At 64.8% G+C, this 15,223-nt stretch carries 13 protein-coding genes and 1 riboswitch; of the genes, 6 read left to right on the top strand and 7 right to left on the bottom strand.

Translation table 11 applies throughout. The features are described 5' to 3' along the window. The first annotated feature begins 112 nt into the window (after nucleotides 1-112). The 4 genes from ACW2Q0_RS28865 (at nucleotide 113) to ACW2Q0_RS28850 (ending at nucleotide 3,598) form a co-directional block, all read left to right on the top strand. Nucleotides 113-658 carry an HNH endonuclease gene (locus tag ACW2Q0_RS28865; protein ID WP_457194073.1) on the top strand — a complete coding sequence of 182 codons (546 nt, stop codon included), beginning with the start codon at nucleotides 113-115 and terminating at the stop codon, nucleotides 656-658. Between the two features lie 27 nt (nucleotides 659-685). Then, entirely contained in the window at nucleotides 686-955 is a 270-nt protein-coding gene (locus ACW2Q0_RS28860) for a WhiB family transcriptional regulator (RefSeq protein ID WP_457194072.1), read from the top strand. A 144-nt stretch (nucleotides 956-1,099) separates the two neighbouring features. Next, complete coding sequence (locus ACW2Q0_RS28855; RefSeq protein ID WP_457194071.1) at nucleotides 1,100-2,704, top strand: VWA domain-containing protein; 1,605 nt, start codon at nucleotides 1,100-1,102, stop codon at nucleotides 2,702-2,704. A 219-nt stretch (nucleotides 2,705-2,923) separates the two neighbouring features. Further along, nucleotides 2,924-3,598: a hypothetical protein gene (locus ACW2Q0_RS28850; RefSeq protein WP_457194070.1), complete on the top strand. Its 675-nt coding sequence runs from the start codon at nucleotides 2,924-2,926 to the stop codon at nucleotides 3,596-3,598. An 843-nt stretch (nucleotides 3,599-4,441) separates the two neighbouring features. Here the strand turns inward: ACW2Q0_RS28850 and gcvP are convergent. The 7 genes from gcvP to ACW2Q0_RS28815 form a co-directional block, all read right to left on the bottom strand. After that, nucleotides 4,442-7,261 carry an aminomethyl-transferring glycine dehydrogenase gene (gene gcvP / locus ACW2Q0_RS28845; protein ID WP_457194069.1) on the bottom strand — a complete coding sequence of 940 codons (2,820 nt, stop codon included), beginning with the start codon at nucleotides 7,259-7,261 and terminating at the stop codon, nucleotides 4,442-4,444. Nucleotides 7,262-7,447: 186 nt separating this feature from the next. Further along, a riboswitch (glycine riboswitch) is annotated at nucleotides 7,448-7,547 on the bottom strand. Between the two features lie 129 nt (nucleotides 7,548-7,676). Beyond that, nucleotides 7,677-8,276, bottom strand: a complete 600-nt coding sequence (locus ACW2Q0_RS28840; protein WP_040689886.1) for a MerR family transcriptional regulator — start codon at nucleotides 8,274-8,276, stop codon at nucleotides 7,677-7,679. Nucleotides 8,277-8,471: 195 nt separating this feature from the next. After that, nucleotides 8,472-8,945, bottom strand: a complete 474-nt coding sequence (locus ACW2Q0_RS28835; RefSeq protein ID WP_063037414.1) for a bifunctional nuclease family protein — start codon at nucleotides 8,943-8,945, stop codon at nucleotides 8,472-8,474. Nucleotides 8,946-9,113: 168 nt separating this feature from the next. Further along, nucleotides 9,114-9,950, bottom strand: coding sequence for a transcriptional regulator FtsR (gene ftsR, locus ACW2Q0_RS28830; protein ID WP_457194068.1), 837 nt, complete (start codon nucleotides 9,948-9,950; stop codon nucleotides 9,114-9,116). A gap of 72 nt (nucleotides 9,951-10,022) precedes the next feature. After that, nucleotides 10,023-10,508, bottom strand: coding sequence for an oxoglutarate dehydrogenase inhibitor Odhl (gene odhI, locus ACW2Q0_RS28825; RefSeq protein ID WP_354956478.1), 486 nt, complete (start codon nucleotides 10,506-10,508; stop codon nucleotides 10,023-10,025). 170 nt (nucleotides 10,509-10,678) lie between these two features. Then, nucleotides 10,679-11,077: a glycine cleavage system protein GcvH gene (gene gcvH, locus ACW2Q0_RS28820; protein ID WP_457194067.1), complete on the bottom strand. Its 399-nt coding sequence runs from the start codon at nucleotides 11,075-11,077 to the stop codon at nucleotides 10,679-10,681. A 40-nt stretch (nucleotides 11,078-11,117) separates the two neighbouring features. Next, complete coding sequence (locus ACW2Q0_RS28815) at nucleotides 11,118-11,702, bottom strand: CDP-alcohol phosphatidyltransferase family protein (protein ID WP_457194090.1); 585 nt, start codon at nucleotides 11,700-11,702, stop codon at nucleotides 11,118-11,120. Between the two features lie 255 nt (nucleotides 11,703-11,957). Here ACW2Q0_RS28815 and ACW2Q0_RS28810 point away from each other — a divergent pair, with 255 nt between their 5' ends. Both ACW2Q0_RS28810 and ACW2Q0_RS28805 read left to right on the top strand, forming a co-directional pair. Next, the gene (locus ACW2Q0_RS28810) at nucleotides 11,958-13,652 is read left to right on the top strand and encodes a GMC oxidoreductase (protein WP_457194066.1); all 1,695 of its coding nucleotides are present in this window, start codon (nucleotides 11,958-11,960) and stop codon (nucleotides 13,650-13,652) included. 86 nt (nucleotides 13,653-13,738) lie between these two features. After that, complete coding sequence (locus tag ACW2Q0_RS28805; RefSeq protein WP_457194065.1) at nucleotides 13,739-15,139, top strand: DUF2252 domain-containing protein; 1,401 nt, start codon at nucleotides 13,739-13,741, stop codon at nucleotides 15,137-15,139. The last annotated feature ends 84 nt before the right edge of the window (nucleotides 15,140-15,223 follow it).

Raw genomic sequence — 15,223 nt, 5'->3', positions numbered from 1 at the left:
GCTCGCGTCGTTATGACGCGTGCGTCGAGCAGGGACTGCGCCGCCTCCCGGCCGGTAACTGACCGACCGTCGCTTCCCAGTCCGCTCGCTCTCTCGAGACATGGTGACTCTCATGACGCTCCACCGTGCCACCGAACCGGTGGTGTCAACCGTCGACAACTGGATACACACCCGGATACTGGTGCTGAATGCCAGCTACGAGGCGCTCACCGAGATCAGCGCCGACCGGGCCGTTGTGCTGCTCATGGGCGGCGCCGCCGAGTCGATCGCGGATCGGGAGCCGCATTTCCCGATTCGGTCCAAGCACCTCGAGCTCGCGCTGCCGGAGACGATTCGCCTGCTGCGCTACGTGTACCTCGACCGGGTGACCGGAGTACATGACGGTAGCCGCGCGACGCTGGCCGGTGTGCTGCGCCGGGACAACCACCGGTGCGGATACTGCGCGTCCTGGGCGCGCACCGTTGACCACATCCGGCCCCGTAGCCGGGGCGGTCCGAATACCTGGGACAACCTGATCGCCGCCTGCGCGCCCTGTAACTCGAGCAAGGCCGATCGGACGCCGGAAGAGGCCGGTATGCGGTTGCTGTGGCAGCCGAAGGCGCCCGACCACCTGGCCAAGCGGCAGCGGCGGATCTGGAAGCAACTGGCCGCCACCTGAGCCGAGAGAGAAAGGAGAAGGCTCGAAATGACCGTCGAACTGGAGACCAGCGCTGTTGTCGATCTGACCGACCTACTACCGCTCTCGGATTCCCGAGAGTGGCATCGGGCGGCCTGCCATGGTGATCCGAATCACGAGGCGTGGTTTCCGTACCCGTCACAGGACTTCGAGTACGCGCGCGGAGTGTGCGCGAGCTGCCGCATCCGGGACGCCTGCGGTGAATTCGCCGCGCGGACCGGACAATCCGGGGTCTGGGGTGGCCACGAGTTCGACCGCGGACGAATCATCCGACCCTAGTCCGATGTTCGCGGCACGCCGTGCCGGTGCGCCGCACCGGACACACCGGGACGGCAAATCTCGCGTGACCATACACTGAAAGCCGTGGGCACACATCGCAGCGGAACCAGGTCCCGAGGCGTCAGCAAAGGTCCGGTTATCGCAGTGGTTGCCGTTTTGCTGCTAGTCGCGGCGGTCTTCGCGTTTTTTCAACTCAGTGATCGCGCCGCGAACCGTGACAGGTCGGCCGCGGCGGAATGCAAGGAGGGGCCGTCGACGCTGTTCGTAACGGTGGATCCGGATATCGCCGATCCGGTGCGGGCCGCGGCCGAGCGCTACAACGCGACCAATCCGAAGGTGCGCGACCATTGCGCGAACGTGGTGGTGACGACGCAGCCGTCGGCGGCGATCATCGCGGGGTTCACCGCGGGCAGCGCGTGGAACGCTGCGCTCGGACCGCAGCCGGGACTGTGGATCGCCGATTCGATGCGATCCATCGAATCCATGCGGGTGCCCGGCCTCGTCGAGGGCACACCCGCGCCGGTCGCGATGAGTCCGATCGTGGTCGCCGTTCCCGAGGATCTGCGGCGAGCGCTGGAGCAAGCCAAGGTCACCTGGGCGGATTTGCCACGGCTGCAACAGGGTTCGCTCGGTGAGCTCGGGCTGGCCGGATGGAGTGGGCTGCGGATGGCGCTGCCAACCGGTGACTCCACGCTGGCGGCGGCGGCCGCAGTCGGCTCCGCGGTGTCGGGGACCGATCCGCTCACCGACCAGGTCGCGCAGTCCGGTCAGGTCGTCGCCGCGATCTCCGGACTCGCCGCGCAGGCGCCGCAGGCGGCGGATACGACGGCCGCATTGGCCGCCATAGGTGGGATGAATTCACCCATTCATGCGGTCGCCGCTACTGAGCAGCAACTGAAAGCCCTCGGTGGTATGTCGTCATTTCGGCCCGCGGGGACGGCACCGGTCGCCGATCATCCCGCCGCGCTGATGTCCGGGGCGTGGGTGGACAAGACCCAGAATCTGATTGCATCGCTGTTCGCCGACTACCTGCGCGCACCCCAACAGTCCGCTGCCTTCACCGCCGCCGGATTCACCGCCGCACCAGCCACCGCCACACCCGCGCCGTCACGTACCGCGCTGGACAAGGTCCGGGCCACCCTCGCCAATCCTGTTCTCGGCGTGCAGGCTACGGTGTTGCTCGACGTATCGTCCTCGATGGGCAATAGTGACGGACCCACCACCCGGCTCTCGAATGCGCTCGGCGCGATTCGCTCCACGATGAATGTGATGCCACCGGACTTCGGACTCGGCGTATGGACGTTCGGCAAGAACCTCGACGGGACAACGCCGTACAAGATCCAGACACCCACCGCGCCACTGAGCAATCAGCAACGCACCGTGTTGGATACCGCACTCGAGGCGGTCCAGCCTGCCGGATCCCGCACCGACCAGGCGTATCCGTCATTGATCGCCGCTTACAAGTCAGCTGTTCGCGGATACTCTCCAGGGCTCACCAATTCGGTTCTGCTCATCACCGACGGCCCAGATGACGACTCCACCGCCACCGGAGCCAAGCTGCTTACCGACCTGACCTCCGCCGCCGATCCAGCCCACCCGGTTCGCATCGATGTGATCGTTATCGGCGGCACCGGCACGGAGACCCTCCAAACCGCCGCGCAGCGAACCGGCGGGACGTACACGCGGCTGACGACGTCGGATGACATCAGCTTCGGGACCGCGGTCATGCATGCGTTGACAACGCCGTGAGTGATCGTCCGCGGCAATCTCCTCGAGATTATCGAGGTCGAGGAGATTGTTCACTTCGCCATGGCGCCGATCTATTACCGCCCGTTCATCACACACGAACTGCTGACCACGTAAGACACCCTCTGGTGCGGCCGAAGCCCGCAGGCCGCAGCGCCGCCCGGGCGACCTCACGGCCCGATCGGGGCACAGTGGAGCACCCCGCAATGCAATGATGACCCGGTGACTTCCTGGCTCCCGCTTCTCAGCTCGCTCATCGTCGCCGCCGCGGCGCTCATCGGCGTCCTGATCAACAACCGGACGAACCGCAACGCGATCACCGCAGCCGACGAGCGCAACCGGACCACACTGGACGCCGCACAGCGCAATATCGAGACAACCCACGACGCCGCGCAACGCAACATCGACAACGCCAACGCCGCCGCGGAACGCCGCGAACAGGACAAGTGGCGGCGCGAGTCGATTCTGACCGCGATCTCCTCGGTACTGCTCGCCGCCGCCGATGTCCGCGAAGCCCTGTGGGACACCCTCGATTGGAAGGCCGAATCCGTCGAGGAGGTAGACAGTTTCGGCAAGGAAGTACAACAGAGCATCTCTGCATGCAACGGCTACATCACCCGCCTGCGCGTCCTGTCGAACGCCAAGATCCCGGCGCGCTGCGAAGATCTCCTCCGCACCCTCACCGCGGCCCAGAGCATCACCGTGCAACGCCTCAAAGTCGAACTCGACCTCGAGGCAACCATGGACGACGTGAACGCGATCCGCGCACTGTGGCACAAGGCGATTGCCAACACCGTCCAAGACGAACGCGCCGTCATCGACGCAACGCGGGCTGAGCTGGGAATCGAAGCCCTCAGCGAGATCTCGGAACTCGAACCCGAGTCCGCGTCGGCGTGACCCACCGCCCCCGGAACCCGACACAGTCAACCCCGCCGTTGGCCTTCGCATCCGTCGATGCGAAATGCCGCGGCGGTTCGTCGGCCCATACCGGCCCCGATCATTTGTCGCATTCATCGCTACCGTGCACTGATCGCACGCTGTAGCTCGGCAGGCCCGGGGATCGGCCCGCCACCGAGATCGTCCGCCTCGGTCCCTATCCGTCGATGCATCGGGAGCTCCTCCGACCATTCACGACGCGGATAGCGGGGGGTCAACCGGCAGGTCGCGACGGGGGCGGGCGGCCGGCACCTCCGAACACGAGAAGTCATGACACAGCCGTTGAGCGATCGGGAAGTTCGGGTCGAACTGGTCGTCGACGCACCGATCGTGCAGGCGTACGTCGTATTCACCAAGGGGATCGACAGATGGTGGCCGCGTGCCCATCACATCGGCAAAGGCGAACTCGCACAGGAGGTTATCGAACCTCGCGAGGGCGGACGATGCTTCGGCGTGCAAGCGGACGGTGCCGAATGTTCTTGGGGCACCGTGCTCGTCTGGGATCCGCCGCGGCATTTCGCATTCTCCTGGGAGATCAGCCCGACCTGGCAGCATGAGACGATCCGGACCGCGCCAGCCGCGTCGATGTCACCTTCGCATCCGTCACCGCCGACCGCACGACCGTCACCCTGGTGCATTCGGAGTTCGAAAAGCACAGCGCGGGTTGGGAATCCATGCGCGACAGGGTGCAGAGCGAGGGCGGCTGGCCCGATCTGGTCAATACCTATGCCAAAGCGGCTGCCGCACAGTGAAGATCGTTACCGAGCCGACCTGCATCGGGGTCGAGGTACGGCTTGGTAACCGTCAGTACGCGTCCAGTGGCGGGCAGGAGCAGACGAGGTTGCGGTCACCGTAGGCGCCATCGATGCGCCGCACCGCGGGCCAGACCTTGCCCCGCGCCGGATCCAGCCCCTGCGGGTACACCGCGACCTCCCGGCTGTACGGGTGCTCCCACTCCCCCACCAGACAGGCCGCCGTATGCGGCGCACCGCGCAATGGGTTGTCGTCGACCGGCCACACACTCGCGGCGACCTGATCTATCTCGCCCCGGATCGCGGTCATCGCGAGGATGAATTCGTCCAGCTCGGCAAGGTTTTCGCTCTCGGTGGGCTCCACCATGAGCGTGCCGGCCACCGGGAAGCTCATGGTCGGCGCGTGGAATCCATAGTCCGCCAACCGCTTTGCCACATCGTCGACGGTCACACCGGTCCGCTTGGTGATCTCGCGCAGATCCAGAATGCACTCGTGCGCGACCATCGAGTTCTCACCGGTGTACAGCACCGGGAAGTGCTCGTGCAACCGACGCGCGATGTAATTGGCCGAGGCAATCGCGGTCAACGTAGCCTTGCGCAGGCCATCCGCACCCATCATCCGGATATAAGACCAGGTGATCGGCAGGATAGACGCCGAACCGTACTTGGCCGCCGACACCGCGTGCGAACCTTGTTCGAGCGGGTCACCCGGCAGGTACGGCGCCAGATGCGAGCGCACCGCCACCGGTCCGACGCCTGGACCGCCGCCACCGTGCGGAATGCAGAAGGTCTTGTGCAGATTCAAATGGCTGACATCGCCACCGAACCGTCCCGGACGAGCAAGGCCCACCAGAGCATTCAGATTCGCACCGTCGACGTACACCTGCCCACCCGCATCGTGCACCAGGGCGCACAACTCGGCGACCTCGTGCTCGTACACACCGTGCGTCGACGGGTAGGTGATCATGATGCAAGCCAGCCGGTCGGCGTGGTCGGCGATCTTGGCGCGCAGATCATCGAGGTCGACATCGCCGTTCTCCCGGCACTTCACGACCTCCACGCGCAGCCCCGCCATGGTGGCCGAGGCCGCATTGGTGCCGTGCGCACTGGACGGAATGAGACATGTATCCCGGTGTGTGTCACCACGATCCAGGTGGTAACGCCGAATGGCCAGCAGCCCGGCGTATTCCCCCTGACTGCCCGCATTCGGCTGCAGACTCACCTGATCGTATCCGGTGATGGCCGAGAGCCAGTCCTCGAGATCGGTGATCACCCGCAGCAGACCGGGCGCATCCTCGAAGGGCGCGTAGGGATGTACCCGGGCGAAACCGGGCCAAGTGATGGCCTCCATCTCGGCGGTGGCATTGAGCTTCATGGTGCAGGAGCCGAGCGGAATCATGCTGCGGTCCAGTGCGATGTCCTTATCGGAGAGCCTGCGCAGATAACGCAGCATCGCGGTTTCGGTGTGATAGCTGGTGAATGCGGGGTGGGTGAGGAATTTCGAGGTGCGGGTCTCGATCGAACCTTCGAAAAGGCTCGGCGCACCGGCCGGATCGCCGACGCCCGACGGCAGTCCGGTGTTGAAGGATTCCAGCACCGCGGTGACATGCGCCTCGGTGGTGGCCTCGTCACAGGCGATACCGAGGTGATCGGGATCCACCAGCCGCAGGTTGATCCCGCTCGACTTCGCCTTCGCGACAACGGATTCCGCGCCGCCTGGCACGCGCACCAGCAGCGTGTCGAAGAAATTCTGGTGCACCACAACACCATCGAGCCCGGCCGCGATTGCGGCGGCACGCGCGTGCACGCGACGGGCGATCGCACGCAGCCCGTCGGCACCGTGGTAACTCGCGTACATCGCGGCGACAATGGCCAGCAGCACCTGCGCGGTACAGATATTCGAGGTCGCCTTCTCCCGGCGAATGTGCTGTTCACGGGTCTGCAGCGCGAGCCGGTAGGCCTTGTTGCCATCCGCGTCCACCGAGACACCGACCAACCGGCCGGGCAGCTGCCGCGCATGCTGGGTGTGCACCGACAGATATCCGGCGTGTGGACCGCCGAAGCCCATCGGCACCCCGAAACGCTGTGTGGTACCGAAACATACGTCGGCGCCTTGCTCCCCCGGCGGCGTAATCAAGGTCAGCGCAAGCAGATCCGCGCCGACCGCCACCAATGCACCACGCTCGTGCGCCGCTTCGATCACCGGCCGCCAGTCCACGATCCGGCCGGACGCGCCCGGAACCTGAACCAGCACCCCGAAGAATTCCCCCTCGGGCGACTCGCCGCCGGACAGGTCCGCCGAGACGATCTCGATGCCCAGCGGCTCGGCCCGGGTGTACAGCACGGTCTTGGTCTGCGGAAACAGATCGTCATCGATGAGCAGACGCGCGGACTTGGATTTGCCCGCACGGCGCAGCAGCGTCATTGCCTCGGCGGCGGCGGTGGCCTCATCCAGCATGGACGCATTGGCCACCGCCATCCCGGTCAGATCCGACACCATGGTCTGGAAGTTGAGCAGCGCCTCCAGCCGCCCCTGGCTGATCTCGGGCTGGTACGGCGTGTAGGCGGTGTACCAGGCCGGATTCTCCAGCAGGCTACGCACCAGCACCGGCGGGGTCAGTGTGTCGTAGTAGCCGAGCCCGATCATCGAGGCGGCGACGGTATTGGCATGGGACAGTTCGGCCAGTTCGGTGAGCACCTCGTGCTCGGTGGCCGCAGGCGGCAGCACCTCCAGACCGGAGCGGTCCAGAATGCTCGCCGGTAGCGCCGCGGTGGCGAACTCGTCCAGCGATTTTACGCCTATAACGTCCAGAATCCGGGCAAGTTCGTCCCGGTCGGGTCCGATATGGCGATCGGCGAATGATCGAGTCACGTCAACTCCAAGGTCGGGCGGGGTCGACCAACGGCGGCCGACGGGTTCCAGCCCTCCCCCTCTGTCGCGGAGCCTGAGAGATTCGGACGCCACGAAACCCTGCCGCCAATCGACAGGCCCGGGACTCCTTTCCCCATGGGCGGGTGGTCGCCGCGTGTGCGCCAATCACCACTTTCCAGAGACGTCGAAGCCCGTACGGTCCTTTTGCCTGAGAGATTGACGGGGAGGTGCTGCTCCTTCGGCGCCCGAACTCTCGTGAAGTCCGGAACTCTCCCGCACGGCGGCGACGCATCGCTAGTTTATGCCGCGCGCGCAACGAATGACGCCATCGGAACGGGATGGGCGTGTAGTGCCCATCACTGCGCTACATACGACAAGTGCCCGCCGCAGTAGCGACGGGCACCCGATTCGATTTCTAGCCGGTCTTCCGATTCATCCGAGCCTTGCGTCGGAAGGACAATTCGTCTTCCGGACGTTCGCTCGCACTGCCGCTCACCGCCCGCTCGGCCGGGAAGTTGGCGATGGCTCCGGTCAGTTCCCGCATGGCGCCGCTGACCGCGATTCCGAAGACGCCCTGCCCACCCTGCAGTAAATCGACAACCTCCTCGGGCGAGGTGCATTCGTACACCGAGGTCCCGTCCGAGAACAGCGTGATACCCGCCAGATCCTGTACGCCGCGGCTGCGCAGATGGTCGACCGCGATGCGGATGTTCTGCAGCGAGATGCCCGCGTCCAAAAGTCGCTTCACGATCTTCAGGACCAGAATGTCCTTGAACGAATACAGCCGTTGGCTGCCCGAACCCGCAGCACCTCGGATGGAGGGCACGACCAATCCGGTCCGTGCCCAATAGTCGAGCTGCCGGTACGTGATCCCGGCCACCTGACACGCGCTGGGAACGCGGTAGCCGACCAAATCGTCGGGTACCGAATCATCCGGGAACAGGCCTGGCTGTACCACATCCTGCGATTGCTCTGCCACTGACCACTCCCTTGCTTCGCCGACGCCTTGCCTCATCGATGACCCGGCTCCGTCACGACCAACGACCGGCCATAACGGACGTGGTCCAAGTATCGAGATTACTCCCCCTGATTGTCCCGGGAGCCGCATCATCCGACCAAACGCGACGCGCGGTAAGAGTCTCGACCTCTACTCGAGGGCCAGCAGAAAGACGGGCATGTCGGACCGACGACACCGGTCCGCCTGGTCGGTTCAGCTATCGGTTGCCTTGAAGTCGTCCGGGGAGACCGACTCCAAGAACTCCTTGAACTTCTCCACCTCGTCCTCGCGCTCGTCCGGCATGACCAGCCCCGCCTCCTCGAGCACTGGCTCCTCGGCATAGATGGGGCAACCGACCCGCAAGGCGATCGCTACCGAATCCGAAGGCCGCGCCGAGATCCGCAGATCGTTCTCGAAGACCAGATCCGCGTAGAAGGTGCCCTCCTGCAGATCCACGATCCGCACTTCCTTGAGGGTGTGCCCGAGGTCGGCGATCAAGATCTTGATCAGATCGTGGGTCAGCGGACGGATCGGAGTCACCCCCTCTTGTTCCAGCACGATCGCGGTCGCCTCGGCCTGCCCGATCCAGATCGGCAGATACCTGTCTCCGGACACCTCGCGGAGCAACAGCACGGGCTGGTTCTGTGGCTGCTCGACACGAATGCCGATTACACGCATCTCACTCATCGCACTGCCTCCCAATAACTCGCCGGCCGCCCGCCATGACCGCTGCAGAGCTCGCCGTACCCATGAGTCTAAGCGAACCTCGAAGCATGCAGCATTCCCTCTGCACAGCCGAAATCGGCGTGTTGCCCGTCTGGAACGCAAAGCAACCTCCGATGTGTCCGTCGGAACTCAGCCGCCGAGCGAAGACCGCACCGACGCCTTCACCAGGCAGGTGTGCAGTGTCAGCGACAATGCCGCCAACTCCCGCACCGTCTCCTCCGCACGGGCCCGGGCACCGGCATCGCGGCTCTTCGCGATCGGGGCGGCGATCTGCGCCACCAGTGCGGCCTCGCGATCGGCGGCCAGTTTGAAGGCGCGCAAATGCCGTGCCTCCAAGCCGAATTCGGCCATCGCCTTCGCGGTCTTGGCCAACGTCGCCGCATCCTCGTCGAAGAAACCGGCGGTGCTCGGGCTGATCAGATTGGCCCGGATCAAATCGGCGAGGAATTTCTCGTCGATCTCGGCCTGAGCGAGCAGATCCGCCCGGGTGAGCCGGATTTCGTGGTCGAATCGCAGCTCTTCGGGCGAGATCTCGCCGGGCACGATACCCAGTCTGCGTGGCGCGGCGGTGCGTGCGCCACTGTGCGGCGCCGGTGTTGCGGTGGGCTCGGAGTCGGGCATGACGTGCCCGGGCTCCGACGCACCGTTGCGGCCGGAGTGCGCCCGGGCGCGGGCTTCCCGCACACCGAGCGTCGCCGCACCGCTGTCGATCGCTTCGAGCTGCTCCTTGATCACCTTCAAGGGCAGGTACTGATCGCGTTGTGCGGTCAGCACGAACCTGAGCCGCTCACAGTCCGCGATCGAGAACCTGCGATAACCCGACGGTGTGCGCTCGGGTCGGATCAGCCCTTCGGACTCGAGAAATCGGATCTTCGAGATGGTGATGTCCGGAAAGTCCGGTCGCAGCAGGTCCAGCACGGAGCCGATCGACATGCCTCCGCGAGCCCACTGCGCCGCGCCCGTCATAGCACCGAGCCTTTCATGACACAGCGTTCATCCCTGTCATCACCACCGACACGTGAATCCGTGCCGCTGATGTCACAGGCTGCCCGCACCCGCCGACGGTTCGTTCACCTGGGCCCGCGGGCCGGTGAGAAAGACGAGGCGGAACTTGCCGATCTGAACCTCGTCACCGTTCTGCAACTCCGAGGAGTCCACCGGCTCCCGGTTGACGTAGGTGCCGTTGAGGCTGCCCACATCGACCACCTGGAAGGAATCGTCGTCCTGCCGGAATTCGGCATGCCGACGGCTGACGGTGACGTCGTCGAGAAAGATGTCACTGTCGGGATGGCGCCCCGCCGACGTGGTCGGCTGATCGAGCAGGAACCGCGAGCCCGCATTCGGGCCTCGCTTCACGACCAAGAGGGCAGCACCAACCGGCAGGCCCTCGACCCCTTGGACCGGCTGTTCGCCGGTCACCTCAGCGGAGCGCGACGCGTCGACCTCGTTCAGGAAATCCGCGCGGAAGACCGACGTCGTCTCGGCCGCGGTCTCCCCGTAACCCGGGTCTTTGTTCTCGCTCACCGTTTCTCTCCTCCTCGAACCTGATTATCCATGCAAGCAGGTGCTGCCTTCACCGCCACGACCTGGGGATCCTGGCGCTAGAACACCGGCTGCCAAGCGCCGGTACATCTGTTGGCATTGACCGTACCCTGCCGGGGCGTACCCGTGCAGGTAGAACTGGGAAGGCTGGGTCAGCCCCCGATAACTCCTTGATAACCTGCGGCATCCAGTAGTTCACCGAGCGCGGTGTCCACGCTCGTCTCGTCGCTCAATTCGAGCTCGAAGATCCATCCCTCGCCATAGGGATCGGTGTTCAGCGTTTCCGGCACCGAATCCAGAACATCGTTCACCGCAACGACTTTCGCGGCCAGTGGAGCGTAGATATCGGACACGCTCTTGGTCGATTCCACCTCGGCGATACTGTCTGCGGCGGCCACCTCCTTATCGACCTCGGGCAACTGCACGAACACAACGTCACCGAGTTGAGACTGGGCGTAATCGGTGATGCCCACCCGAACCCGGGTCGGTCCGATCCGCCGCACCCATTCGTGCTCTTCGGTGTAGCGCAGATCCTCGGGGGTCTGGGTCACCGGCCGTCCTTTCGTCGTCTACTCGACGCAACTCTAATCGCTACTCGCTGCGGCGTGGCACCGCCGGTATCGCTCGCGCGACGGCGAATGCCTTCCAGACGTAGAGCATGCCGGTCCACACATACACCGCGGTGCCCCAGACCAGGAATGCCCCGCCGAAAGCACGGCCGAAACCTGCCAGCGCCCAATCCATCTGACCGGCCAGCAACCATGGCAGCGCCGACATCAACGCGAAGGTGGCGGCTTTACCCAGATAGATGACCTCGGGCGGATCCAGTTCGCGGCGTTTGTACACCGAAAGAGTCAGCGCGAGGACGGCGTCGCGGCCGATCAGGATCACCGCGACCCACCAGGGCAGCAATCCGCGGATCACGAATGCGGCCAGGGTGGTCACCAGGAACAGCCGATCCACGAACGGATCCAGCAGCGTGCCCAGCCGCGACGACTGGTCGAGCAGCCGGGCCAGCTTGCCGTCGAGGAAGTCGGTCACACCGCTGAGCACCAGCAGCGTGAATGCCCAGCCGTCGGCCCGCACGACCAGCAGCAACCACACGAACAGTGGCACGCCGACCAGTCGCAGCACACTCAAGATATTCGGGAGGGTCACGATGCGGTCGGCGAAGATGCCGCCCGCGGCCGGACCGCCCGTTTTTCCCGGGTTGTCCGCGCCGGAGCCGGCACGCTCGCCCGGTTCCGTTTTCCCCGATTCGGTAGTCACAGCCCGTGCATACCGCACCGACCCCGGTTCACGCCATCCGGGTACGCCATAGCGCCTACTTTCGGGCATCCGCCTGCTGTGCGATACACCGCACCGACCCGGGTGACAGAATGATTGTGGAACCATCTCACACGGTTATCGCGCGGTCCAGAGAGGCAAACCATGCCAGCATTCGACTACGACGTGGTGGTGATCGGCTCCGGATTCGGCGGCAGCGTCAGCGCACTGCGCCTGACCGAGAAGGGCTACCGGGTCGGTGTGCTCGAGGCCGGACGGCGCTGGCGCACCGAGGACATTCCGAAAACGAATTGGAATGTACGCAAATCGATCTGGGCGCCACGGCTCGGTTTGACCGGACCGCAGCGGATCAGCGTGCTCGGTAAATGCGCAGTCTTCTCCGGCGCGGGCGTCGGCGGTGGTTCACTGATCTACGGCAATACCCTCTACGAGCCACTGCCGAACTTCTACACCGATAAGCAGTGGGCCCACATCACCGATTGGCAGGTCGAACTGGCGCCGTATTACGACCAGGCGCAGCGCATGCTGGGCGTGGCTCCGAATCCGCGAATGACGCCTGCCGACGCGGTGATCAAGGAGATTGCCGATGATCTCGGTGTCGGCGATACCTTCCACCCGACCAATGTGGGCGTTTTCTTCAACGAGGCCGATCCGGGCACCGAGGTCGCGGATCCGTATTTCGGCGGCGCGGGTCCGCACCGCCGCGGCTGTGTGCATTGTGCGCAATGTTTCACCGGCTGCCCGAACAATGCCAAGAACACCACTACGACGAATTACCTCTATCTGGCCGAAAAGGCCGGAGCCGAGGTACATCCGCTGACCACCGCGACTGCGGTCCGGCCGCTGTCCGGTGGCGGATACACGGTCGAAACCAAGCGCTCAGACCGGTGGATTCGCAAGCAGCACCATAATTTTACCGCCGAACAGGTAGTATTTGCCGGTGCGGCGCTCGGCACGCAGAAGTTGCTGCACAAGATGCGCGACGAGGCGATTCTGCCGAATCTGTCGCCGCGCCTGGGTGAGCTGACCCGCAGCAATTCCGAGGCGATCCTCAATGTGGTGAGCCGCTCACATCGCGATTTCGCCGAGGGCATCGCGATCACCTCCTCGATCCATCCGGAGGCCGATACCCACATCGAGGTCTGCCATTACGGCAAGAGACAGAACGCGCTGTTCCCGATGTCGGTACCGATTGTGGACGGCGGCGCGTTCCGGTTCCTGCGCTTCCTGCTGGCAATCGTGTTGCACCCGTTGGTATTCCTGCGCAGCCTCAATGCCCGCCATGCCTCGGAGAAGTCGGTGATCTTGCTGGTCATGCAGTCGCTGGACAATTCGCTGACCTCCTACCGCAAGCGCGGACAGTTGAAGACCAAACAGGGCACCGGCGAACCGAATCCGACCTGGATTCCACTGGCGCACGATATCGGCAGACGGTTCGGCGCCAAGGTGAACGGCGATACCCACGGCCTGATCATGGATGTGCTGAATATCCCGGCCACCGCGCACTACATCGGTGGTTGTGTGATCGGCGCGGGCCCGGAAGCCGGTGTGGTCGACCCGTATCAGCGAGTATTCGGTCATCCCGGACTGCATGTCGCGGACGGTTCGGCGGTGACGGCGAACCTCGGTGTCAATCCGTCGCTGACGATCACCGCCCAGGCCGAGCGCGCAATGGCCTTCTGGCCCAATAAGGACGACGCCGATCCGCGCCCGGAACTGGGCTCGGCGTATCGCCGGATCTGCCCCGTCGCCCCCAAACGTCCGACGGTGCCCGCATCCGCTGCCGGCGCGCTGCGGCTGCCGATCACGCCGGTCGATCCCGCGGTGCCCGCTACCTGACCGGCCCAGGTGCGGTCGCCGTCCCGATACCCACTTCATTCGAGACAGCAGGGGGCCGCGAACATGCCGCGCGCAGACACGGCAGAATGAACACAGTGCTGCATGGTGGTATCGATCTTCGCTTGTATGTTCCTGCCGAGGATGTCCGTGCCCGCGGACGGGCGCTGCGTCAGCGGGTTCCGCTGAGCGCCCGGGATCGAGCGGCCACCTGGTCCCAGCGACCGGATCTGCTCGAATTCATGGCGACGAGCAATGCCGGTCGGTTGCCACATCTGATACCGCTGCGGGTGGGACGCATGCTCGCCTCACCGTTCACTTTCTATCGCGGTGCGGCCGGACTTATGGCCGCCGATCTCGCCGGGAGCCCGGACACCGGCGTACCCGCCCAGATCTGCGGTGACGCACACGCCGCGAATTTCGGTTTGTACGGTACGTCACACGGCGAAATCGTCATGGACATCAACGATTTCGACGAAACGATCCGCGGCCCATGGGAGTGGGACCTGGAGCGGCTCGCGGCCAGTCTGGTGTTAGCGGGCCGCGAAGGCGGTGCGGCCGAAGACGATTGCCTGCGGGCCGCGCGGGATGCGGCCCGCAGCTATCGCCTCGCCATCGATCATCTCGCTGAGATACCGTTCATGGAATCGTGGAGCGCACTGCCGGACGAGTCGATCATCAGCAGGGCCAAGGCCGATGATCTGCTCGACGATTTCAAAAAGGCCGCGAAGAAGGCGCGCAAGAACACCAGCGCCAAGGTGGTCGAGAAATGGACCGAACATCTCGAGGATCACCAGACCGGGATCAGCAAACACCGATTCGTCAGTGACCCACCGATTCTCACACCGGTGGATGCGAAGGTCACCGAGGAGATCATCGACGGCCTGGAGCGCTACGGCGATACCCTGCACGAGTCCCGGCGCAATCTGCTGGCCCGATTCGCGGTGTCCGACACCGCCTTCCGCATTGTCGGCACCGGAAGCGTGGGCATGCACAGCTACGTCGCACTGCTGCACGGCAATGCGGGCGAGTCGCTGGTACTACAACTGAAACAGGCCAACCCGTCGGCCTTGGCTCCGTTCCTGCCCGTGCCGCCGCCCGCGCATGAGGGTGAACGAATCGTGCAGGGCGCCAGGCTGGTTCAGTCGGAGACCGATATTCTGCTCGGCTGGACCACACTGTGTTCGGAGACCGGTGAACTACCGTTCACGGTGCGCCAGTTCCGCAATATGAAGGGCAGTATCGATCCGGCGGAGCTGTCCTCGGACGATCTCGACGATTACGGCCGCCTGGCCGGTGCGCTACTGGCCCGCGCACATTCGCGTTCCCTCGATCCGCGCCTGCTCGCCGGGTATTTCGGCGGTGACGAGGCGTTCGAGGATGCCGTCGCGCGGTTCGCGGTCCGCTATGCCGATCGAGCCGAAGGCGACCACGCCGAATTGGCCGACGCGGTGCGGGCTGGAAAGATAGCCGCCGAACAATCGCAGTGACACGCCGCATCTGATCGTAGGCGCGGCGAAGCGGGCCGTGTTGTCCGTATCCTTGCCACCATCGAGTGATGACGTGAAGGGCGG

It is taken from the genome of Nocardia citri (genome assembly GCF_054065835.1).
Note: the sequence above shows the minus strand (reverse complement) of the source record. Positions and strands in the feature narration are given on the sequence as shown.

Excerpts from the sequence above, each read along its gene's own strand:
- ACW2Q0_RS28865 (WP_457194073.1), top strand. The coding sequence starts at position 113 with ATGACGCTCCACCGTGCCACCGAACCGGTGGTGTCAACCGTCGACAAC.
- ACW2Q0_RS28860 (WP_457194072.1), top strand. The coding sequence starts at position 686 with ATGACCGTCGAACTGGAGACCAGCGCTGTTGTCGATCTGACCGACCTA.
- ACW2Q0_RS28840 (WP_040689886.1), bottom strand. The coding sequence starts at position 8,276 with ATGAGGCAAGGCGTCGGCGAAGCAAGGGAGTGGTCAGTGGCAGAGCAA.
- ACW2Q0_RS28835 (WP_063037414.1), bottom strand. The coding sequence starts at position 8,945 with ATGAGTGAGATGCGTGTAATCGGCATTCGTGTCGAGCAGCCACAGAAC.
- ftsR (WP_457194068.1), bottom strand. The coding sequence starts at position 9,950 with ATGACGGGCGCGGCGCAGTGGGCTCGCGGAGGCATGTCGATCGGCTCC.
- ACW2Q0_RS28810 (WP_457194066.1), top strand. The coding sequence starts at position 11,958 with ATGCCAGCATTCGACTACGACGTGGTGGTGATCGGCTCCGGATTCGGC.
- ACW2Q0_RS28805 (WP_457194065.1), top strand. The coding sequence starts at position 13,739 with ATGAACACAGTGCTGCATGGTGGTATCGATCTTCGCTTGTATGTTCCT.